The following is a 21,534-nucleotide window of genomic DNA, read 5'->3' on the forward strand; positions in this document are numbered from 1 at the left end:
CATGAAAAAACTGATTGTCTCGTTGGCCCTGGGCTTGTCGCTCCTGGGCATCGGAGGGATGGCCGCGGCGCAGCCTGATGCCGCCTCGGCACCGGCGGCGACGGCACCGGCCGAAGCTGCCTCTGACGCCGCCGCCGCACCGGCCGCGGCCGCTCCGGCTGCCGATGCAGCCTCGGCCCCGGCCGAAGCCGCGGCTGCCGCACCCGTTCCCAACAAGGGCGACGTCTCGTGGATGATGCTGTCCACGCTGCTGGTCATCATGATGGCCGTGCCCGGCCTGGCCCTGTTCTACGGCGGCCTGGTGCGCAGCAAGAACATGCTGTCGGTGCTGATGCAGGTGATGGTCACGTTCGCGATGATCGTCGTGCTGTGGGCCATCTACGGCTACAGCCTCGCCTTCACCGAGGGCAATGCCTTCATCGGCGGCTTCGACCGCCTGATGATGAAGGGCGTGTGGGACAACACCGCCGGCACCTTCGCCAACGCAGCCACCTTCAGCAAGGGCGTGGTCATCCCGGAGATCGTGTTCGCCGCCTTCCAGGCCACGTTCGCCGGCATCACCTGCGCGCTGATCGTCGGTGCCTTCGCCGAGCGCATCAAGTTCTCGGCCGTGCTGCTGTTCACCGCCATCTGGTTCACCTTCAGCTACACGCCCATCGCGCACATGGTGTGGTTCTGGATGGGCCCGGACGCCTACAGCGGCGCCGACGTGGCCGACGCGATGACCGCCAAGGCCGGCCTGATCTGGCAATGGGGCGCGCTGGACTTCGCCGGCGGCACCGTGGTGCACATCAACGCGGCGGTCGCCGGCCTGGTGGGTGCCTACATGGTGGGCAAGCGCATCGGCTACGGGCGTGAATCCATGGCGCCGCACAGCCTGACGCTGACCATGGTCGGTGCCTCGCTGCTGTGGGTGGGCTGGTTCGGCTTCAACGCCGGCTCCGCGCTGGAAGCCAACGGCTTTGCCGCGCTGGCCTTCATCAACACGCTGTTCGCCACCGCCGCCGCCGTGCTGGCCTGGTGCATCGGTGAAGCGCTGATGCGCGGCAAGGCGTCCATGCTGGGTGCCGCCTCGGGCGCCGTGGCGGGCCTGGTGGCCATCACGCCGGCGGCCGGCAACGTCGGCATCGCCGGCGGCCTGATCATCGGCTTCATCGCCGGCTTCGCCTGCCTGTGGGGCGTCAACGGCCTGAAGAAGATGCTGGGCGCGGACGACTCGCTGGACGTGTTCGGCGTGCACGGCGTGGGCGGCATCGTCGGCGCGCTGCTGACCGGCGTGTTCAATTCGCCCAACCTGGGCGGCCCCAGCGCCGTGGCCGACTGGACCACGGTGGCGATGATCGCCCCGGACGCCTACACCATCGCCGGCCAGGTGTGGACGCAGGCCAAGGCGGTGCTGCTGACCATCGTGTGGTCGGGCGTGGTCTCGGTGATCGCCTACAAGATCGTCGACCTGACCATCGGCCTGCGCGTGCCGGAAGAAGACGAGCGCGAAGGCCTGGACATCACCTCGCACGGCGAGACGGCCTACAGCAAGTAAGCCGCTGCGCCAGACAGATCGACAGAGCGATTGGGCCGCCTTCGGGCGGCCCTTTTTTGCCCGTGGCGGAAGGGGCCCCTGGCGTTCCGGCCGGCCGGCCCCACCTGCCGCACTCCTAGAATCGATCATCACTCTGCGCAGACGGGCGATCAGCATGGTTCCGCATCTCATCACCGCCCTCACCGGGCCGATCAACGAACTCGAGCAGCGCATCCTCGAATCGATGCCCGCCATCGAGCGCTGGTTCCGGCTGGAATGGATGGAGCACACGCCGCCGTTCTACACCTCGGTGGACCTGCGCAATGCCGGGTTCAAGCTGGCGCCGGTGGACACCAACCTGTTCCCGGGCGGCTGGCACAACCTGACCCCCGAGATGCTGCCGCTGGCGGTGCAGGCCGCGATGGCGGCCATCGAGAAGATCTGCCCCGAGGCCAAGAACCTGCTGCTGGTGCCCGAGCGGCACACCGGCAGCTTCTACCTGGCCAACGTGCAGCGGCTGAAGAACATCTTCCACCAGGCCGGGCTGAACGTGCGCCTGGGCTCGCTGGACGAGAGCCTGACCGGCCCCACCACCATCACCCTGCCCGACGGCAGCGACCTGACGGTGGAGCCGCTGCAGCGCATCCGTGGCCGCGTCGGTCTGAAGGACTTCGACCCCTGCACCGTGCTGCTGAACAACGACCTCTCGGCCGGCCTGCCGCATGTGCTGGAGAACCTGCACGAGCAGTACCTGCTGCCGCCGCTGCATGCGGGCTGGGCGGTGCGCCGCAAGAGCAACCACTTCCAGAGCTACGAGGAAGTGGCCAAGAAGTTCTCCAAGCTGATGGGCATGGACCCGTGGCTGATCAATCCGATGTTCGCGCAGTGCGGCCAGGTCGATTTCACCGAGGGCGAGGGCCTGGAGTGCGTGCAGACGCAGGCCGACGCCATGCTGGCCAAAGTGCGGCGCAAGTACAAGGAATACGGCATCAACGAGAAGCCGTTCGTGGCCGTGAAGGCCGACAACGGCACCGACGGCATGGGCATCCTGATGGTGCGCGACGCCAAGGAACTGGCCGAGCTGAGCCGCCGCGCGCGCAGCAAGCTCAGCGAGGTGAAGGACGGCCAGCACGTGTCGCAGGTGCTGATCCAGGAAGGCGTGCCCACCTACGAGCGCATGCACGACGCGGTGGCCGAGCCGGTGGTCTACATGATCGACCGCTACGTGGTGGGCGGCTTCTACCGCGTGCATGCCGAGCGCGGCACCGACGAGAACCTGAACACCCCGGGCGCCTCCTATGTGCCGCTGGCCTTCGCCGAGCACAACCAGCTGCCCAAGCCCGGCGCCAAGCCGGGGGCCAGCGCGCCCAACCGCTTCTACATGTACGGCGTGATCGGCCGCCTGGCGATGTTGGCCGCCAGCTACGAGCTGGAAGCCACCGACCCGGACGCCGAGGTCTACGAGTAGGGTTTGCGCTGCAGTGCAGCACGGCCGGCGAGCACAATAGCCGTGTTTCGATGACCGACCCCCGCCGGTGGGGTGCCGCTTCGTGGGTTCTCACAACGCCAACCGCTCCCCGGCCGCCCTGGCCGCCTTGACGCTCGCCGCCCTGGGCATCGTCTACGGCGACATCGGCACCAGCCCGCTGTATGCCCTGAAGGAAGTGTTCGCCGAAGGGCGCGTGCCCGTCACGCACGACAACGTGCTGGGCGTGCTGTCGATGATCTTCTGGACGATGACCATCGTCGTCTCGCTGAAGTACGTGCTGCTGATCCTGCGCGCGGACAACAACGGCGAGGGCGGCCTGATCGCCATGCTGGCGCTGGCCACCACCGCGGTGAAGGAACGGCCCGCGCTGCGGCAGACGCTGCTGCTGGTGGGCATGTTCGGCACCGCGATCTTCTACGGCGACGGCGTCATCACGCCGGCCATCTCGGTGCTGTCGGCGGTGGAGGGCCTGGAGGTGGCCGCGCCGGCGCTGCACGGCGTGGTGGTGCCGGTCACGCTGCTGCTCATCACCGTGCTGTTCGCGGTGCAGCGCTTCGGCACGCGCGGCATCGGTCGCTTCTTCGGGCCGGTGATGCTGGTGTGGTTCATCGTGCTGGTGGCGCTGGGGCTGCCGCACATCCTGCGCAACCCGCATGTGCTGCTGGCGCTCAATCCGGTGTTCGCGATGGGCTTCATCGCCGAGCATCCGACCACCGCCTTCATCGCGCTGGGGGCCGTGGTGCTGTGCATCACCGGCGGCGAGGCGCTGTATGCCGACCTCGGCCACTTCGGCAAGCAGCCGATCCGCATCGCCTGGTACAGCTTCGTGATGCCGGCGCTGGTGGTGAACTACTTCGGCCAGGGCGCGCTGCTGCTGGAGCAGCCCGAGGCGGCGGCCAGCCCCTTCTACCTGCTGGCGCCGCAGTGGGCGGCGCTGCCGCTGGTGGGCCTGGCCACCTGCGCCACCATCATCGCCTCGCAGGCGCTGATCACCGCGGCCTTCTCGGTCACGCGGCAGGCCATCCAGATGGGCCTGCTGCCGCGCATGTACATCAAGCACACCTCGGTGCGCGACACGGGGCAGATCTACGTGCCCTTCGTCAACTGGGGGCTGTACGCGCTCATCGTGCTGGCGGTGGGTCTGTTCGGCAGCTCGTCCAACCTGGCGCATGCCTACGGCATCGCGGTCACGCTGGACATGACCATCACCACCGTGATGACCTTCTACGTCATCCGCTACGGCTGGAAGTACTCGCTGCCGCTGTGCCTGCTGGCCACCGGCTTCTTCTTCATCATCGACGTCACCTTCTTCGCGTCCAACCTGCTGAAATTCTTCTCCGGCGGCTGGTTCCCGATCGTCATCGGCCTGGGCATGTTCACGCTGATGACGACCTGGATGCGCGGCCGCCAGCTGGTGGCGGAGCGCCTGCGCGACGACGCCATCGACCTCAAGAGCTTCCTCGAGTCGGTGTTCATCAGCCCGCCCACGCGGGTGCAGGGCACGGCCGTGTTCCTGGCGGCCGACCCCACCATCGTGCCCAATGCGCTGATGCACAACCTCAAGCACAACAAGGTGCTGCACGAGTACAACCTGTTCGTGTCGGTGCAGAACCACGAGGTGCCGTGGATCGGCTTCGGCCGCCGGCTGGAGATGACGCCGCTGGGCCACGACTGCTGGTCGGTGCTGCTGCACTTCGGCTTCAAGAACGACCCCGACGTGCCCGAGGCGCTGAAGCTGCTGGCCGGCCGCGGGGTGCCGCTGGACGAGATGGAGACCAGCTACTTCCTCAGCCGCGACATCGTGGTGCCCAGCATCGGCCAGGGCATGGCGATGTGGCGCGAGAAGCTGTTCGCCAACATGCACCGCAATGCCGCGGCCGCGGCCGACTTCCTGCACCTGCCGGCCAACCGCATCGTGGAGCTTGGCTCCAAGGTCGAAATTTGAGCATGCGCTTTCTGCGTGACGCGTCGCTGAGCGCGACGGTCGCCGGCTTCGTGGCGGTGCTGGTGGGCTTCACCAGCTCGGTGGTGATCGTGTTCCAGGCGGCCGCCAGCCTGGGCGCCACGCCGGCGCAGCTCACGTCGTGGATGTGGGCGCTGGGCCTGGGCATGGGCCTGACCAGCGCCGGCCTGTCGCTGTGGTACCGGCAGCCGGTGCTCACCGCCTGGTCCACGCCGGGCGCGGCGCTGCTGGTCACCGCTGGCGCGGGCCGCTCGATGGGCGAAGCGGTGGGTGCCTTCATGCTGTGCGGGCTGCTCATCGCGCTGGCCGGTGCCACCGGCGCCTTCCGCCGGGCGATGGACCGCATTCCGCAGGCGCTGGCCGCGGCGCTGCTGGCCGGGGTGCTGGCGCGCTTTGCATTCGATGCCTTCCTGTCGCTGCGCACCGAGTTCACGCTGGTGCTGTGCATGCTGCTGGCCTACCTGGCCGGCCGCCGCGGCTGGCCGCGCTATGCGGTGCCCGGCGTGCTGGCGGTGGGCATCGCGGTGGCGGCCTGGCGCGGGCTGCTGCACCTGGAGGGCATCTCCTGGGCGCCGGCGATGCCGGTGTTCACCGCGCCGGCGTTCAGCCTTGGCGGGCTGGTGGGCATCGCGCTGCCGCTGTTCGTGGTGACCATGGCCTCGCAGAACCTGCCCGGCGTGGCGGCGCAGCGGGCCGCGGGCTACGACACGCCGGTGTCGCCGGTGATCGCCGTCACCGGCCTGGCCAGCCTGCTGCTGGCACCGTTCGGCGGCTTCGCCTTCAACCTGGCGGCCATCACCGCGGCCATCTGCATGGGGCGCGAGGCGCATGAGGACCCGCGCCGGCGCTACATGGCCGCGGTGGCGGCCGGGGGCTTCTACATCGCCATCGGCCTGCTGGGCGGCGCGGTGGTGGGCCTGATCGCCGCCTTCCCGAAGGAACTGGTGCTGGCCGTGGCCGGCTTCGCGCTGCTGGGCACCATTGGCAGCGGGCTGTCGGTGGCGATGAAGGACGACGCCAGCCGCGAGGCCGCGCTCATCACCTTCCTGGTGACGGCCAGCGGGCTCAGCCTGTTCGGCGTGGCATCGGCCTTCTGGGGCGTGGTGGCCGGCGGCCTGGCGCTGGCTGTGCAACACTGGCGCCCCGCCCGCTGACCCGTCTGCGCCCCATGGATCTGCTGTTCGTTGCCGACCCGCTGGAGGTCTTCAAGACCGCCAAGGACACCACCTTCGCGATGATGCGCGAGGCCGCCCGCCGCGGCCATGCGATCTGGGCCTGCGAGCAGCGCGGCCTGGCCTGGCAGCGCGGTGCCAGGGTGGTGGCCCGCGGTGCTCGCCGCATCACGCTCACCGGCGATGCCTATGCCTGGTTCCAGGTGGCCGAGCAGGCCACCGTGGAACTGGCTGCGGTGGATGCGGTGCTGATGCGCAAGGACCCGCCCTTCGACAGCGAGTACTTCTACGCCACCCACCTGCTGGAGCAGGCCGAGCGCGAGGGCGCGCGGGTGCTCAACAGCCCGCGGGCGCTGCGCGACCATCCCGAGAAGCTGGCCATCCTGGAGTTTCCCGACGTGATCGGCCCCACGCTGGTCACGCGTGATGCGCAGGCCATCCGCGACTTCCATGCGGAGCACCAGGACATCATCCTGAAGCCGCTGGACGGCATGGGCGGCATGGGCATCTTCCGCGTGGGTGCCGACGGCCTGAACCTCGGCTCCATCATCGAGACGCTGAACCAGCACGGCCACACCACGGTGATGGTGCAGAAGTACCTGCCCGAGATCGTGCAGGGCGACAAGCGCATCATCCTGATCGACGGCCAGCCCATCCCGCATGCACTGGCGCGCATTCCGCAGGGCAGCGAGATCCGCGGCAACATGGCCGTGGGCGGCAAGGGCGTGGCCCAGCCGCTGTCGGCGCGCGACCGCGAGATCGCCGAGGCCATCGGCCCGGTGCTGGCCGCGCGCGGCCTGCTGTTCGTCGGCCTGGACGTGATCGGCGACTGCGTCACCGAGATCAACGTCACCAGCCCCACCGGCTTCCAGGAGATCACCCAGCAGACCGGCTTCGACGTGGCGGCCCGCTTCGTCGATGCGCTGGAAGCCGCGGTGGCCGCGCCCCGCACCTGACGCGGCACCCGCCGCCCACCCCACCCCTGCCGGCCGTCTTCAGCGGCCGGTTCCGTTTGCAGAAGCAGGAGACCCACCGATGAAGACCAAAGCCGCCGTTGCCTGGAAGGCCGGAGCCCCGCTCACCATCGAAGAAGTGACGCTGGACGGCCCGCGCGAAGGCGAGGTGCTGGTGGAGATCAAGGCCACCGGCATCTGCCACACCGACTACTACACGCTGTCGGGCGCCGACCCCGAAGGCATCTTCCCGGCCATCCTCGGCCATGAAGGCGCGGGCGTGGTGGTGGACGTGGGCCCGGGCGTCACCTCGCTCAAGCCCGGCGACCACGTGATCCCGCTCTACACGCCGGAGTGCCGGCAGTGCAAGAGCTGCCTGTCGCGCAAGACCAACCTGTGCACCGCCATCCGCGGCACGCAAGGCAAGGGCCTGATGCCGGACGGCACCTCGCGCTTCTCGATCGACGGCAAGCCGCTGTTCCACTACATGGGCACCAGCACCTTCGCCAACCACATCGTGGCCCCGGCCATCGCACTGGCCAAGATCCGCGAGGACGCGCCGTTCGACAAGGTCTGCTACATCGGCTGCGGCGTTACCACCGGCATCGGCGCGGTGCTGTGGACGGCCAAGGTGGAGGCCGGCGCCAGCGTGGTGGTGTTCGGCCTGGGCGGCATCGGCCTGAACGTGATCCAGGGCGCCAGGATGGTGGGCGCCGACAAGATCATCGGCGTCGACCTGAACCCCGAGCGCGAGGCCATGGCGCGCCAGTTCGGCATGACGCACTTCGTCAACCCGAAGGACGTGCCCAACGTGGTGGACGCGATCGTGCAGCTGACCGACGGCGGCGCCGACTACAGCTTCGAGTGCATCGGCAACACCACCACCATGCGCCAGGCGCTGGAGTGCTGCCACCGCGGCTGGGGCCAGAGCGTGATCATCGGCGTGGCCGCGGCGGGGCAGGAGATCAGCACGCGGCCGTTCCAGCTGGTCACCGGCCGGGTGTGGAAGGGCAGCGCCTTCGGCGGCGCCCGCGGCCGCACCGACGTGCCGAAGATCGTCGACTGGTACATGGAAGGCAAGATCAACATCGACGACCTGATCACCCACACGCTGAAGCTGGACCAGATCAACGAAGGCTTCGACCTGATGAAGCGCGGCGAGTCCATTCGCTCGGTGGTCGTCTACTGAACGGGAGCAGCGCATGGCCTTCGAACTGCTCAGCGCGCATGGCTGCTTCGGCGGTGAACAGCGCTTCTACAGGCACGATTCGGGCGAGATCGGCCTGCCGATGCGCTTCGGCCTGTACCTGCCGCCGCAGGCCGCGCAGGGTACGGTGCCGGTGTTGACGTATCTCGCCGGCCTCACCTGCAACGAAGAAACCTTCGCCATCAAGGCCGGCGCCCAGCGCTTCGCGGCGCAGCACGGCATCGCGCTGCTGATGCCCGACACCAGCCCGCGGGGCGCCAACGTGCCGGGCGAGTCCGACGCCTGGGACTTCGGCGTCGGCGCCGGCTTCTACCTCGATGCGACCGAGGCGCCGTGGTCCGCCCACTGGCGCATGGAAAGCTACCTGATGCAGGAGCTGCTGCCCGAGACTGCGGCCGCGTTCGGGCTCGATGCGCAGCGTGCCGGCCTGTTCGGCCACTCGATGGGCGGGCACGGGGCGCTGACGCTGGCGCTGCGCCATCCGGGGCGCTTCAAGTCGGTGTCGGCCTTTGCGCCCATCGCCGCGCCCACGCGCTGCCCCTGGGGCCACAAGGCCTTCACCGGCTACCTGGGCGCTGACCGCAGCACCTGGCAGGCGCATGACGCCAGCGTGTTGATGTCCCAGCGCACGGTGGCCGCGTTCCCGCAGGGCATCCTGATCGACCAGGGCCTGGCCGACAAATTCCTGGCGGAGCAGTTGTACCCCGAGGCCTTCGAGGCCGCCTGCCAGGCCGCCGGCCAGCCGCTGACGCTGCGCCGGCATGCGGGCTACGACCACGGCTACTACTTCATCAGCAGCTTCATCGCCGATCACCTGGCCCATCACGCGGCGGTGCTCAACGCCCCCGCCTGAAGGCCGTGGCCTTCACGCTGGCTGCACCGGTTTCAAGCGAGCTGGTCATCAAGAAGAGCCGCTTCATCGGCTGCGTGGAGCCGATGCGCGACCGGCCCGGCGCCCTGCAGCGGGTGGCTGAACTGCGCGCGATGCATCCCGCCGCCGCCCATGTGTGCTGGGCGCTGCTGGCCGGCGGCGACTCGGCGGCCAACGACGACGGCGAGCCCGGCGGCACCGCCGGCCGCCCGATGCTGGAGGTGTTGCGCCACCAGGAGCTGGAAGGCGTGCTGGCCACCGTGGTGCGCTACTTCGGCGGCGTGAAGCTCGGCGCCGGCGGGCTCGTGCGCGCCTATACCGATGCGGTGGCGCAGGCGCTGCTGTCGGCCCAGCGTGTGCGGCTGGAGCGCCTGGCCGCCCTGCAATGCACCGTGCCTTATGCGATGGAAGGCGCGCTGCGGCGCGAGCTGGAAGCGGCCCAGGCCACGCTGGGCGAGGTGTCCCCCGGCATGGAGGTGACGCTGGCCTTCACCGTCACCGAGCCGGCCGTGCAGGCGCTTCGGCAGCGCATCGAAGACCTGACCCAGGGCCGGGTGCGATGGGCGCAGCCCGGCCCTGGCGGTGCTCACGACACGGCCTAGAACGTCGCCTTGAACGACGCACCCCAGGTGCGCGGCTCGTTGATGAAGCCGGTGAGGTTGTTGAAGTCGATCGCGCCCGTGGCCACCACCTTGTCGGTGATGTTGCGGCCGAACACCGCGGCTTCGTACTTGCCGTTGCCCCAGATGTAGCCCAGGCGCACGCCGCCTTCCAGCAGCGACTTGCCGGTGAACTCCTTCGATTCGTACAGGAAGAAGTTGACCTTGCTGCGGTACGACCAGTCGGTGAACACATACCACTCGCCGGTGGCGGTAGGCACGCTGTAGCGCAGGTTGATGTTGCCGATCCACTTGGGCGCGTTGGGCAGCGGGTTGCCGTCGATGTTGTACGAGCCGGCCACGGTGCCCGCCGGGTCGGTGACGGTGCAGCCGCCGCCGCAGCCGAACACCTGCAGGTTGCCGTCCTTGATCTTGGTGTGGTTGTAGCTGCCCGACAGGCCCAGCAGCAGGTTGTCGGTGAGGTAGGCGGTGAGGTTCATCTCCACGCCCTGGCCCTGCGACTTCTTGGCACTCACCAGGATGTTGGCGTTGTCGGTGCCGCCCACCGCGGTGAGCTGCTGGTCCTTCACCGTGTAGCGGAACACGCTGGCCGACAGGCGCGCGCGGCGGTCGAACAGGTCGGCCTTGACCCCGGCTTCGTATGAGGTGTTGGTCTCCGGCGCGGCCGAGGACATCGGCGCGAAGGCCGAGGCCGGCTGGATGCTGGCGCCGCGGAACCCGGTGGCCACGCGGGCATACACGTTCACGTCGGGCGTGAGGGCATAGGTGGCGCTGGCGTCCCAGTTGGTCTTGGAGTCGCTGGTGTCCATCGCCAGGCCGTTGGCGGTGTTCAGCGACGCATCCGGCGCGGTGCCCAACTCCTTCTTGTCATGGGTGTAGCGCAGGCCGCCGCGCAGCTTCAGCCGCGGGCTCACCGCGTAGCTCAGGGAGCCGAAGGCCGCCCAGGCCTTGTTTTCCTGCGTGGTCTCGGTCTGGCTGATCTTGGGGTTGCCGGCGGCGGTGGAGTCGTAGCCCGAGCTCAGCATGCGGTACTTCTCGTTGAAGAAGTACAGGCCGGTCTGCCATTGCAGCGGCGCGTCGGTGGCCGATTCCAGCCGGAACTCCTGCGACACCTGCCGGTGGTCGCGCAGCGCGTCGGCCGTCTCGGACGGGAAGGGGATCGGCGCCGGCTCGGCCGCCGGACCGGCGCCGAAGCCACCGTCCACGTCGCCGCGGCTGAAGCTGCTCAGCGTCTCGTAGCCGGTGATGGAGTACAGCGCCATGCCCGGCAGGCCGAACTTCAGCCGCACGCTGCCGCCGGTGTTGGACAGGGTCTGCTCGTTGATGCCGTCGATGCTCACCTTGTCCGGGTCGAAGCCATCGACCAGGCCGTTGCTGCCGGGCCGGATGATGTTGGCGCGGAACAGCCGCGCGCTGCCCGAGAGGTCGCGGTTGTGCACGTTGAACAGCGCGCTGAAGTCCTTGCTGGGCTCATACAGCGCCTGCAGCCGCACCGCACGGTCGCGGTAGCCCTCGAGGTCCTGCGTGCCGGTGGACTGGGTGTTGCTCACCCAGTCGTCGCGGCGCTGCGCCAGGGCCGACACCCGCGCCGACCAGGCGCCGGTCAGCGGCAGGTTGAACGCACCTTCCAGGTTCACCGCGCTGTCGCTGCCCACACTGCCGCTGAAGTAGCCCTCCTGCTTCTGCGAAGGACGCACCGAATTGAACTTCACCACGCCGGCCGGCGTGTTGCGGCCGAACAGCGTGCCCTGCGGCCCGGCCAGCACCTCGATGCGTTCCAGGTCGAAGGCGGGGAAGCCCTTCAGGATCGGGTTCTCCTGCACCACGTCGTCGTAGATGAGCGAGACCGGCTGCGAGGCATTCAGCCGAAAGTCGGTGTTGCCGTAGCCGCGGATGTAGAAGCGCGGAAAGGCCCGGCCGAAGGACGACTCGATGTTCAGGCTGGGCACGCGGCCCGACAGCACACGCACGTCCTGGCCGCTGGAATTGAGCACGTCCAGCACCTCGCCCGAGATCGTGGATACCGAGCTGGGCACGTCCTTGATGTTCTCGGCCCGGCGCTCGGCGGTGACGGTCACCGATTCCAGCTTGGGGGCCTCCTGCGCCAGCGCCGGCAAGGCCAGCAGCAGCGCGGCGGACAGGGGGGCGAACTGGAAGCCGGTGCGGCGGCTGGCGATACGGCGGGCAGTGGGCAAGGGTTCCTCCAGGGATGGTTTGCCCGTGGGAACCGCAAGGCCCATGCCTGTCGGCGTGCCTCAAAACAGGGTGCGGCAGCACCCTGTGCACCGCTCAAGGCTTGGGCACGCCCTCGCGCCACTGCGGCCAGTTCGCCACGATGTCGCGCACCAGCGTGCCGCCCACCGTCTGCAGGTTCTGCAGCGCGGGCATGAAGCCGCCGGTCTGGCCCGAATGGGACGCGGTGAGCGAGGCATGCGCCGTCTGCCCCGGGTGCGGGCGGTCGAAGTTGGAGCCGGCGCGCAGCACCGCCAGCCGCTTGAGGTCCACCTTGCCTGCGGCGGCCGCACGCTCCAGCGCGTTGTAGGTGGCGTTGTCCTCCTGTTGCGTGGTGCAGTAGGTGGCCTGGCCGTCGCTGAGCAGCTTGCTCCAGTCGCGTGCGTGCGTGCCCAGCCGGTGGCCGTGCCACCAGGTGTCGCCGCCCAGCGTGTCGCACTGCGTCACCTGCGGCTTGGCCCGCGCGGCAGGCTCCTTGTACTTGGCGCGGTAGGCCGCGGCCTCGGGGCTGTCGGCCAGCGGCAGGCCGCGGGTCAAGGCCAGGGCCTTCTGCAGCAGGGCTTCGTCCAGCCGGGCAGCCTCGGTGCGGTACTCGAACTTGGGCTTCTCGCCGGGGCCCTTGGTGAGCAGGCCGTAGTAGCCGGTGGACCAGCCCTGGGCATCTCGCGTGCATCGATCTCGTGCGCGATGCCGAAGTCGATCAGCCAGCGCGCCCAGGCCGCGGTGCCCAGCGTGCCCTGCTGCGGGTCGATGCCGGCAATGCCGGCGATGAGGAACCAGGTGCGGGTGAAGTCAAAGCGCGGGTCCAGCGTCAGCGCCAGCGTGGAGGCCGCGGCATTGGCATGGCCCATGCCGGTGGTCAGCAGGCACACGTCGTCGGTGTTGCACTGGATGGCCGGGTAGTCGGGAAACAGGCCCGGCACCGGGATGCGCTCGTCCAGCTTGAACGGCTTCACCCAGCCTTCGGCCTCGGGTGCGAACATGGTGATGACCACGGCCTTGATCGGCCGCGGTGCCGCCGCGGTCTGGGCCAGCAGCGGCGTGGCCAGCGTGAGGGCCGCGGCCAGGAGGGTGAGCTTGGGCAGTGTCTTCATGGGCAGGTGCGGTGCGGTCAGCGGGCGGCCTTGCGGCGGGCCGCCCAGGCTTCGAGGAAGGACAGGGTGACGGCGGCTTCATTGGCTTCGGCCAGGCCGCTGGAGAACAGCGCAGCCACGTCGGCATTGAATTCCTCCGCGCCCGCCAGGTCGCTCACGCTGCGCATGGCGATGTAGGGCACGCGGTTGGCATAGGCCACGTGGGCCAGCGCGGCCGTCTCCATCTCGACCACCTGGGCGTTCAGGTTGTCGAACAGGTAGCGGCGGTAGGACGCATTGGCCAGGAAGGCGGTGCCCGAAACGCCGGTGCCGCCCACCACCAGCTTGGGCTGCTGGCGCACGCACTGCTTCTCGTCCACGGTGCCGCCGGCGGCGGCCTTGGGGCCGCAGCGCTGCAGCGAGGGCTTCAGGGACTGCGCCACGGCCAGCATGTCGGGGTCGACGGGATAGTCGAATCGGAACTCGCCCTTGGGCGCGCTGATGGCGTTCATCACGAAGTTCTCGCGCAGGAACCAGCCCTGGTAGGCGGGCATCGGCTGGCCATCGGGCTTCTTCGCCAGCGACAGGCCGAGGCAGGACACGTCGCCCGGTGCACCGCAGGCGGCGGGCACCTGGTCGTTCGCATTCCAGAACACTTCCATCGGCATCACCCAGCGGTCGGGCACCGTCACGTCCCCCACATGGTGGGCCGGGTTCACGCCGCCGGCGATGCCGCTCATGATCAGCCGCTGCACCCGGAAGTGGTCGAGCATCAGCTGCGTGACCATCGTCGAATTGATCATGCTCACGCCGCTGAGCACGATGACGACGCGGTTGCCGCGCAGCGTGCCGGTGGTGAAGCGGTTGCCGTTGATGGTGTGCGTGCGCTTGCCGGTGGTCTGGGCCACCAGGATGTCGGCCTCCGCACCGAAGGCCGAGACGATGCCGATGCGCGGCGTGCATTCGGTCAGGCAGCGGGCCGGGGCAGCGGCCTGGGCCGGGGCGGTGAAGGCGCTGGCCAGCAGCGCGAGAAGCAGGGTGGGAAGGCGGCGCAAGAAGGTCTCCGGGCGGTGGTGGTGAAGGGTCGGCGGTGTTCGGCGGGGATGCGCAAATCAGCAATATTGATGCCATTGCACCGCGCTGGCCGCGGAGTGCGGCCAGCGGACAATCCGCGGTTTTTCGCCTTGCCCTTTCCCACGTGTTCAAGAACCTGATCGTCTATCGCATCGCGCCCGAATGGGCGGCCGACCCCGTGCAGCTGGAAGCGGCGCTGGACAAGATGCGTTTCGTGCCCTGCACGCCCACGCAACCGATGTCGGCCGGCTGGGTGGAGCCGCGCGGCGTGGCCCATGCGCCGCTGCTGGAGGTGGTGGACGGCCACTGGCTGCTCAAGCTGCAGGTGGAGCAGAAGGCCGTGCCGGGCGCGGTGGTGCGCCGCCGCGCCGAGGACATGGCCGCGCAGATCGAGCAGCAGACCGGCCGCAAGCCCGGCAAGAAGCAGATGAAGGAGCTGAAGGAGGACGCGCTGCATGAGCTGCTGCCGCAGGCCTTCGCCAAGCGGGCCGCGGTGCAGGTGTGGATCGACCCCGAGCAGCGGCTGATGGCCGTGGACAGCGGCAGCGCCAACCGCGCCGACGAGGTGGTGACGCAGCTGGTCAAGGCCGCCGAAGGCCTGGGCGTGACGCTGCTGCAGACCGCCGAGACGCCCGCCGCGGTGATGTCGGCCTGGCTGGCCGGCACCGAGCCGCCGGCCAGCTTCAGCATCGACCGCGAATGCGAGCTGAAGTCGCCCGACGAGATGAAGTCGGTGGTGCGCTATGCCCGCCACGCGCTGGACATCGACGAGGTGCGCCAGCACATCGCCGGCGGCAAGCTGCCGACGCGGCTGGCGCTCACCTGGCAGGGCCGCGTGTCTTTCGTGCTGAGCGATACCGGCCAGATCCGCAAGATCGCCTTCCTGGACGGCGTGTTCGAAGGCCTGCCCAAGGCCGAGAAGGACGAGGCCTTCGAGGCCGACGCCGCCATCGCCACCGGCGAACTGCGCCAGCTGATCCCCGACCTGCTGGAAGCGCTGGGCGGCGAGCACACCATGGCGCTCTGAAGCGCCGCGGGCGCGCTCAAAAGGCGTGCACCACGCCCAGGTCGAAGCCGCCACCGCGGCGGCTGAGGACGGTGGTGCCGTCGATGTTGTAGCGGGCGCCGTCCGGGGCGGTGTCCGCCGCCGCCAATGCCGATTGCGTCAGCCGCGCAACGCTGCCGTACAGCAGCGTGTGCCTGGAGAGCTTGTGCACGTACTGCAGGCCCAGCTGCCGGGCGCCCTGGTCGTCGCTGCCCATCCCCGAGCGGTCGGCCGCCGTCCACGCGACGTTGAGGCTGCCGGCCGGACCCACCGGCACCATCGCGCCCAGGTTCAGGTTGCGCTGCGTGCGGTGCTGCCCGCTGGAGACCTCCTGCGCGCTGCGCCAGTACATCACCGAGCCGAGCAGCCGCACCGGCCCGAAGTCGTGCGACAGGCCCAGCGCGCCATAGTCGAAGTGGCCCTTCGCCGCCACCTTGCGGCTGGCACCGGACAGCGGATCGACCCGCGCCACCCGGTCCACCGTCGTGCGACCCCAGGTCAGGCGCGCCTCGGTGGCAGGTTGCCGGTAGAACAGGCCCGCTGCCACATGCCGGTGGCCGCTGCTGCCTTCGGAGGGTGCGGCCTGGAGCTGCGCATGCAGGCCCTGCCAGGCCGGCGTGATGTACGACACCGCGTTGTTCACGCGGGTGTAGGTGGCGGCATTGGAGAAGTTGAACGGGGTGGCCAGGTTCATCACGTTACCCACGCCCTTGCCGTTGAGTGCGTCGAAGTCGCCGCCGATCGAGTTCTGCAGCGCGAAGTCGCGGCCCAGGCGCAGCTCGCCGACCGGGCCCCACAGGCGCACGATGCTCTGCCGCTCCCAGAAGGTGGAGGCGGAAGTGCCGGTGTCGGCACGGAGCTGGCTCTCCAGCACGAAGCCCGCCTTCCAGCCGTTGCCCAGGTCGTCGCTGCCTTGGACCGACAGCTTGCTGCTGCGCGCGCCCTCGCGCTGCATCAGGCGGGTGGTGTCGGGGCCGTTGTCGACCTGGCGCAGCGCCAGGTCGATGCGGCCGGAAATCGTCATCTGTTGGGCGACGACCGGCAGGGCGGCCGCGCAGGTCAGCATGCCGGCCAGGAACCGGAGGATTCGTTGCTCGAAGCGCATCGTGGACAGGAGGAGAAGGGTGGGGAGGAGAACTGCCGCGAGCCTTCAACTGCGCAAGAAGCGTTCCATCAATGATGGAAATGACACCGAGGCGCTGATGCTTGCGGCTTGCATCAATCTTGCTGCGCCGCCGGACCCACTGCTTGGTGCCCGACCGTGACCGACCTTCTTCCCAGCCCCCTGTTGCGCCGCCTGGCCCGGCCTGTCGTCGCCGCCCTGTTCACGCTGCTCGCGGGATGCGCGACGTTGCCCCCTGCCGAGCCATTCAAGCTGCGCATCGTCCACATCAACGACCACCATGCGAACCTCGAGCCGCAGCGCGGCTTCGACCTCACGGTGGAGGGCCTGCTCACGCGGGTGGAACTCGGCGGCATGCCGCGCGTGGTGTCCGCAATGCGGCAGCTGGACGACGGCCGGCCGCTGCTGAAGATCCATGCCGGCGACGCGCTCACCGGCACGCTGTTCCATACGGTGTTCGGCGGCGCGGCCGATGCGCAGGTGATGAACCTCGGCTGCTTCGACACGTTCACGCTCGGCAACCATGAGTTCGACGAAGGCGATGCGGCGCTGCGCCGCTTCCTCGACGCCCTGCGCGCCGACGGCCGCTGCGGCACGGCGGTGCTGTCGGCCAACGTGCGGCCGGCAGCCGGCACCCCGCTGGCGCCCGGGGGCGGGCCGGCCTTGCTGCAGCCATACGTGGTGCGCTCCGTTGGCGGCGTGCGCGTGGGCATCGTCGGGCTGACGATCAAGGGCAAGACGCTCGCTTCGTCGCAGCCGCTGCCCAGCACCGTCTTCCTGGAGGAAGTGGACGCCGCGGCCGAGGCCGTGGCGGCGCTGCGTGCGCAGGGTGTGCGCCACATCGTGCTGGCAACGCACCTCGGCCTGCAGAACGACCTGGCGCTGGTGCGCCGGCTGCCGGAGGTCGACGTGGTGGTGGGCGGCGACTCGCACACGCTGCTGGCCTCACCGGGCCTGGCCGAGTCCGGCCTGAAGCCCGCCGGTCCCTATCCGCTCCAGGCCACCAACGCCGACGGCGCGCCGGTGTGCGTGGTGCAGGCGTGGGAATACGCCAAGGCGGTCGGCGCGCTGGACGTCACCTTCGACGCCACGGGCCGCGTCACCGCCTGCGGTGGCCGCCTGGTGCTGCCGATCGGCGAGACCGTGCAGCGGCAAGACGCGGCCGGCCGCTGGGCCGCCCTGCCGGCGCCCGAGGCCCGCGCGGTGCGCGACATCCTGGCCCGCTCACCCGAATGGCAGGTGTTGCCGCCCGACCCAGCCGCCGAGGCCGTGGTGGCCGGCTACGTCCGGCAGCTGGGGGGAACGCCTGCGCGAGCGGCTTGGCGAGGCGCCGGCCGGCCTGTGCCACGAGCGGGTGCCGGGCGGCACGCCCGGTTCGGGCTGCGGGCCGCAGGGCAGCGACACCGCCCAGGTGGTGGCCCAGGCCTTCCTGCAGGCGTCGCGCCGCGCGCACTTCGCGCTGCAGAACGCCGGTGGTGTGCGCACGTCCATTGCGCCGGGCACGCTCAGCTACGACACCGCCTACCGCGTGCTGCCTTTCGCCAACACGCTGGTGGAGATGGAACTCACCGGCGCGGAAGTGGCTGCCCTGCTGGAAGACGCGGTGTCCTTCCACCGCGACCCGGTCAACGGCGTTCGCGGCTCCGACGGCTCGCATCCCTACGCCGCCGGGCTGCGCTGGTCGCTCGACCTGAACCAGCCGCGCGGCCGCCGCTTCACCGCGCTGGAAGTGCGCGACCGGGCCACCGGACGCTGGCTGCCGCTGCAGCCCGAAGGCCGCTACGTGGTGATGACCAACGACTACATCGCCGGCGGCAAGGACGGCTATGCCACGCTGGGCCGGGTGCATGCCGACCCCACGCGCTGGGTGGACACGGGCCTGTACTACACCCAGACCTTCGTCGACTTCATCCGCGCCCGCGGCGCGCTGCGGCCGGTGCCGCCCGACGAGTATTCGCACCGCCTACCGCCCTCCGCCCGCTGAGGCAGGGGCCGGCAGGTATGCTCCCCCGTTGCGTGCGGCGTACCGCTGCACCGCGCCTGAACGCTGCTTGCATCCCATGGCCCTGCTGTCCCTCTCCAATGCCCACCTCGCGTTCGGCCACGTCCCGCTGCTCGATGGCGCGGGCTTCTCGCTCGAAGCCGGCGAGCGCGTGGCCCTCATCGGCCGCAACGGCGCCGGCAAGTCCTCGCTGCTGAAGGTGCTGGCCGGCACCGAGAAGCTGGACGACGGCCTGCTGCAGGCGCAGCAGAACGTGCGCCGCTTCTATGTGCCGCAGGAGCCCGACTTCCCGGCCGGCGCCACCGTGTTCGACGTGGTGAGCGAAGGCGTGGCCGAGGCCAAGGCCCTGCGCGCGCGCTACGAAGCGCATGAGCCCGGCGACGACCTGGACGCCATCCAGACCCGCATCGAGGCACTCGACGGCTGGAACTGGGAACGCCGGGTGGATGAGACGCTGCAGCGCCTGCACCTGGACCCCACGGCCGTGGTGGATGCGCTGTCCGGCGGCACCAAGAAGCGCGTGGCGCTGGCGCAGGCCCTGGCCGCCCACCCCGACGTGCTGCTGCTGGACGAGCCCACCAACCACCTGGACCTGGACGCCATCGTCTGGCTGCAGACGCTGCTCAACGAGTGGACGGGCGCGCTGCTGCTCATCTCGCACGACCGCGCCTTCATCGACGCCGTGGCCACCCGCATCGTGGAGCTGGACCGCGGCACGCTGCGCAGCTACCCCGGCCACTTCACCGCCTACGAGGCCACCAAGGCCCGCGAGCTGGAGGACGAGGCGCTGGCCAACGCCCGCGCCGACAAGCTGCTGGCCCAGGAAGAGGTGTGGGTGCGCAAGGGCGTGGAAGCGCGCCGCACCCGCAGCGTGGGCCGGGTGCAGCGGCTGCAGGCGCTGCGCGAGCAGCGTGCGCGCCGCCGCGATTCGCTGGGCCAGGTGCGGCTGGAAGTGGACTCGGGCGCGCCCAGCGGCAAGATCGTGGCCGAGCTGCGCGACGTGAGCCAGCGCTTCGGCGACCGCACGCTGATCGACCATTTCAGCGCCACCATCCTGCGTGGCGACAAGGTGGGCCTGGTGGGCCCCAACGGCAGTGGCAAGACCACGCTGCTCAAGCTCATCCTCGGCGAGCTGGAGCCCACGCAGGGCACGGTGCGCCGCGGCAGCAACCTGCAGGTGGCCTACTTCGACCAGATGCGTGCCGGCCTCAACCTCGACGCCACGCTGGTGGACACCATCAGCCCCGGCAGCGAATGGGTGGAGATCGGCGGCCAGCGCAAGCACGTCAAGAGCTACCTGACCGACTTCCTGTTCTCGCCCGAGCGCGCCAACAGCCCTGTGCGCACCCTCTCGGGCGGTGAGCGCAACCGGGTGCAGCTGGCCCGGCTGTTCGCGCTGCCGGCCAACGTGCTGGTGCTGGACGAGCCCACCAACGACCTCGACATCGACACGCTGGAGCTGCTGGAAGAACTGCTGCAGAGCTACAGCGGCACCGTGTTCCTGGTGAGCCACGACCGGCGTTTCGTCGACAACGTGGTCACCAGCACCATCGCCTGGGAGGGCGACGCCCAGCCCGGCCTGTGGCGCGAATACGAAGGCGGCATCGAGGACTGGCTGCAGCAGCGCGACCGCTCGCGCGCCGTGGTGGCGGCTGCGGCTGCCGCGGCCCCGGCATCAGCGCCATCGCCCGCGGCCGGCGGCACCGCGGCCGCCAAGCCGGCCGCGGCCACGCGCAAGCTCAGCTACAAGGAACAGCGCGAGCTGGACGCGCTGCCCGCAAAGATCGAGGCGCTGGAGACCGAGCAGAAGAAGCTCGGCGAGCAGCTGGCCGACCCCGACATTTACACCCGCGAAACCCACCAGAAGGTGGCCGAGCTGCAGGCGCGCTACGCCGCCATCGACGACGAGCTGCTGTCGGCCCTGGAGCGCTGGGAGCAGCTGGGCGCGCGCTGAGCCGGCATGATCGGGGGCATGAGCAGTTCCTTTCCCCCGACACGCTATTCGGCCTGAGCATCCCGCTGGCCACCACCTTCGGCCTGCAGGGCGAAGCCGTGGGCGACGACCAGGCCCGTGTGCGCCTGCCCTTCAATCCTGCCTATGCCAACAGCCGCGGCGACGTGCATGGCGGCGCCCTGTCGGTGCTGTTCGACTGCGGCCTGGCCGCGGCGGTGCGCTCGCATGCGCCGGTGCAGTTCGGCGTGGCCACCATCGACCTGAGCATCCACTTCGTGGCCGCCGCCCACGGCGACGTGGTGTGCACCGCCCGCTGCGAACGCCGTGGCCGCTCGATCAGCTTCGCCCGCGGCGAGGCGCACGACGCCGAAGGCACCCTGGTCGCGCTGGCCACCGGCAGCTTCAAGCTGATGGAGCGCTGAAGACCGCGCAACCCGCCTGGCGGCGGCTCCGTCCTATCGACCGCCTGTTGCCGCGGGATGGGTGCGGCTGACGATCAGGCCCGCCTGCAGGTACAGGCCGTTGAGCAGCCGTGCCGCGCGCACGCGGTCGAAGCCGGGCCACTCGGCCAGGTCGCGCAGGTTGATCGACTGTCGCTGCAGCCGCTGCACCGCCGCCAGCAGCGTGCCGCTCAGGCCGAGGTTGCGAAGGTCGGTGCCGGGTGAAATGCGGTAGGCCGCCTGGCCGGCGATCTCGGGCAGCAGCTCGTCGCGCGCGCCGCGCATCGCCATGTCCCAGGTGAGCTGCGGCAAGGGGTGGTACAGGTGGGTGTCGCCCACCAGCGAGGCCTGCGCATCGCCCGGCGGCCGCAGCACCGCGGGTTCCACATGCATCACCCGCAGGTCGGACAGCCGCCCGCCCAGCAGTTCCTCCAGCGGCACCGGGCAGTGCGCCAGCTGCTGCGCGGGAAACACCGTCAACGGCAGCACCTTGTCGCCGCTTTGCAGGTGCACCGCCAGCGCATGGCCATGGCGCAGGCTGGCGGCGATGACCACCAGCACGTCGGCCGGCTGGCCGCTCTGTTCCACCCGCTGCAGGTCCATCATCAGCGACGGGCTGAGAGAGGCCAGGAATCCGGGCACGCCTTCGCTGCGCTCGGTGAGCACGAGCTCATCGAGGTACCGCTGGAAGTCACTCACCCGCATGAGGTCGGGTGTGCCAAAGGGCAGGGTGGATTCGAAATTCACGTTGGGTGCCGCGCCGGAAAAGGGGGGCATACGCCCGCCCATGTTAAGCG

At 69.9% G+C, this 21,534-nt stretch carries 16 protein-coding genes and 2 pseudogenes; 13 read left to right on the top strand and 5 right to left on the bottom strand.

All coding sequences use genetic code 11. The features are described 5' to 3' along the window. The first annotated feature begins 1 nt into the window (after nt 1). The 8 genes from amt (at nt 2) to LRS14_RS13925 (ending at nt 9,776) form a co-directional block, all read left to right on the top strand. Nucleotides 2-1,540 (top strand): ammonium transporter, encoded by a 1,539-nt coding sequence (gene amt, locus LRS14_RS13890; RefSeq protein ID WP_046113294.1) that lies wholly within the window; start codon nt 2-4, stop codon nt 1,538-1,540. A 154-nt stretch (nt 1,541-1,694) separates the two neighbouring features. Further along, a complete protein-coding gene (gene gshA, locus LRS14_RS13895) occupies nt 1,695-2,987 on the top strand; it encodes a glutamate--cysteine ligase (protein WP_046113295.1) in 1,293 nt (430 codons plus the stop codon). Nucleotides 2,988-3,114: 127 nt separating this feature from the next. Beyond that, complete coding sequence (locus LRS14_RS13900) at nt 3,115-4,953, top strand: potassium transporter Kup (RefSeq protein ID WP_259376497.1); 1,839 nt, start codon at nt 3,115-3,117, stop codon at nt 4,951-4,953. A gap of 2 nt (nt 4,954-4,955) precedes the next feature. Further along, the gene (locus LRS14_RS13905; RefSeq protein ID WP_257799920.1) at nt 4,956-6,125 is read left to right on the top strand and encodes a benzoate/H(+) symporter BenE family transporter; all 1,170 of its coding nucleotides are present in this window, start codon (nt 4,956-4,958) and stop codon (nt 6,123-6,125) included. Nucleotides 6,126-6,139: 14 nt separating this feature from the next. Then, nucleotides 6,140-7,099 (top strand): glutathione synthase, encoded by a 960-nt coding sequence (gene gshB, locus LRS14_RS13910; RefSeq protein ID WP_257799921.1) that lies wholly within the window; start codon nt 6,140-6,142, stop codon nt 7,097-7,099. A 79-nt stretch (nt 7,100-7,178) separates the two neighbouring features. Next, on the top strand, nt 7,179-8,285 hold the full coding sequence (locus LRS14_RS13915) for an S-(hydroxymethyl)glutathione dehydrogenase/class III alcohol dehydrogenase (RefSeq protein ID WP_046113298.1): 1,107 nt from the start codon (nt 7,179-7,181) through the stop codon (nt 8,283-8,285). Between the two features lie 13 nt (nt 8,286-8,298). Next, nucleotides 8,299-9,156 (top strand): S-formylglutathione hydrolase, encoded by an 858-nt coding sequence (gene fghA / locus LRS14_RS13920; RefSeq protein ID WP_257799922.1) that lies wholly within the window; start codon nt 8,299-8,301, stop codon nt 9,154-9,156. A 5-nt stretch (nt 9,157-9,161) separates the two neighbouring features. Next, complete coding sequence (locus tag LRS14_RS13925) at nt 9,162-9,776, top strand: YigZ family protein (RefSeq protein ID WP_257799923.1); 615 nt, start codon at nt 9,162-9,164, stop codon at nt 9,774-9,776. On the opposite strand, the gene LRS14_RS13930 is transcribed toward LRS14_RS13925, so the two are convergent. The 3 genes and pseudogenes from LRS14_RS13930 to LRS14_RS13945 all read right to left on the bottom strand — a co-directional run bounded on the left by LRS14_RS13930 (nt 9,773) and on the right by LRS14_RS13945 (nt 14,154). Beyond that, nucleotides 9,773-11,989 (bottom strand): TonB-dependent receptor, encoded by a 2,217-nt coding sequence (locus LRS14_RS13930; RefSeq protein WP_257799924.1) that lies wholly within the window; start codon nt 11,987-11,989, stop codon nt 9,773-9,775. The two genes, LRS14_RS13925 and LRS14_RS13930, sit on opposite strands and share 4 nt — an antisense overlap. Nucleotides 11,990-12,083: 94 nt before the next feature. Beyond that, nucleotides 12,084-13,120: pseudogene (locus tag LRS14_RS30690) on the bottom strand (purine-nucleoside phosphorylase). A 17-nt stretch (nt 13,121-13,137) separates the two neighbouring features. Beyond that, on the bottom strand, nt 13,138-14,154 hold the full coding sequence (locus LRS14_RS13945; RefSeq protein ID WP_052736304.1) for a 5'-methylthioadenosine/S-adenosylhomocysteine nucleosidase: 1,017 nt from the start codon (nt 14,152-14,154) through the stop codon (nt 13,138-13,140). 143 nt (nt 14,155-14,297) lie between these two features. Here LRS14_RS13945 and LRS14_RS13950 point away from each other — a divergent pair, with 143 nt between their 5' ends. Continuing rightward, nucleotides 14,298-15,200, top strand: coding sequence for a recombination-associated protein RdgC (locus LRS14_RS13950; RefSeq protein WP_046113302.1), 903 nt, complete (start codon nt 14,298-14,300; stop codon nt 15,198-15,200). Between the two features lie 16 nt (nt 15,201-15,216). Here the strand turns inward: LRS14_RS13950 and LRS14_RS13955 are convergent, their stop codons facing one another. Next, nucleotides 15,217-16,323 (bottom strand): porin, encoded by a 1,107-nt coding sequence (locus LRS14_RS13955; protein WP_310740830.1) that lies wholly within the window; start codon nt 16,321-16,323, stop codon nt 15,217-15,219. 156 nt (nt 16,324-16,479) lie between these two features. On the opposite strand from LRS14_RS13955, the pseudogene LRS14_RS30695 reads away from it, so the two are divergent. The 4 genes and pseudogenes from LRS14_RS30695 to LRS14_RS13975 form a co-directional block, all read left to right on the top strand. Beyond that, nucleotides 16,480-17,217 (top strand): annotated as a pseudogene (locus tag LRS14_RS30695) (metallophosphoesterase); the annotation flags it as partial. 478 nt (nt 17,218-17,695) lie between these two features. Then, the gene (locus tag LRS14_RS13965; protein ID WP_257799927.1) at nt 17,696-18,325 is read left to right on the top strand and encodes a 5'-nucleotidase C-terminal domain-containing protein; all 630 of its coding nucleotides are present in this window, start codon (nt 17,696-17,698) and stop codon (nt 18,323-18,325) included. 76 nt (nt 18,326-18,401) lie between these two features. Beyond that, a complete protein-coding gene (locus tag LRS14_RS13970; RefSeq protein WP_046113304.1) occupies nt 18,402-20,297 on the top strand; it encodes an ATP-binding cassette domain-containing protein in 1,896 nt (631 codons plus the stop codon). Between the two features lie 53 nt (nt 20,298-20,350). Continuing rightward, on the top strand, nt 20,351-20,719 hold the full coding sequence (locus LRS14_RS13975; RefSeq protein WP_310740851.1) for a PaaI family thioesterase: 369 nt from the start codon (nt 20,351-20,353) through the stop codon (nt 20,717-20,719). 33 nt (nt 20,720-20,752) lie between these two features. On the opposite strand, the gene LRS14_RS13980 is transcribed toward LRS14_RS13975, so the two are convergent. Continuing rightward, entirely contained in the window at nt 20,753-21,484 is a 732-nt protein-coding gene (locus tag LRS14_RS13980) for a hypothetical protein (protein ID WP_232315353.1), read from the bottom strand. Nucleotides 21,485-21,534: the final 50 nt, after the last annotated feature.

The sequence above is a fragment of the Aquincola sp. J276 genome (genome assembly GCF_024700035.1).
Classification (GTDB): Bacteria; Pseudomonadota; Gammaproteobacteria; order Burkholderiales; family Burkholderiaceae_C; genus Aquincola; species Aquincola tertiaricarbonis.

Bases quoted from the DNA above. Each gene is read 5' to 3' on its own strand.
- amt (WP_046113294.1), top strand. From the start codon at position 2: ATGAAAAAACTGATTGTCTCGTTGGCCCTGGGCTTGTCGCTCCTGGGC.
- gshA (WP_046113295.1), top strand. From the start codon at position 1,695: ATGGTTCCGCATCTCATCACCGCCCTCACCGGGCCGATCAACGAACTC.
- LRS14_RS13905 (WP_257799920.1), top strand. From the start codon at position 4,956: ATGCGCTTTCTGCGTGACGCGTCGCTGAGCGCGACGGTCGCCGGCTTC.
- gshB (WP_257799921.1), top strand. From the start codon at position 6,140: ATGGATCTGCTGTTCGTTGCCGACCCGCTGGAGGTCTTCAAGACCGCC.
- LRS14_RS13915 (WP_046113298.1), top strand. From the start codon at position 7,179: ATGAAGACCAAAGCCGCCGTTGCCTGGAAGGCCGGAGCCCCGCTCACC.
- fghA (WP_257799922.1), top strand. From the start codon at position 8,299: ATGGCCTTCGAACTGCTCAGCGCGCATGGCTGCTTCGGCGGTGAACAG.
- LRS14_RS13955 (WP_310740830.1), bottom strand. From the start codon at position 16,323: ATGCGCTTCGAGCAACGAATCCTCCGGTTCCTGGCCGGCATGCTGACC.
- LRS14_RS13970 (WP_046113304.1), top strand. From the start codon at position 18,402: ATGGCCCTGCTGTCCCTCTCCAATGCCCACCTCGCGTTCGGCCACGTC.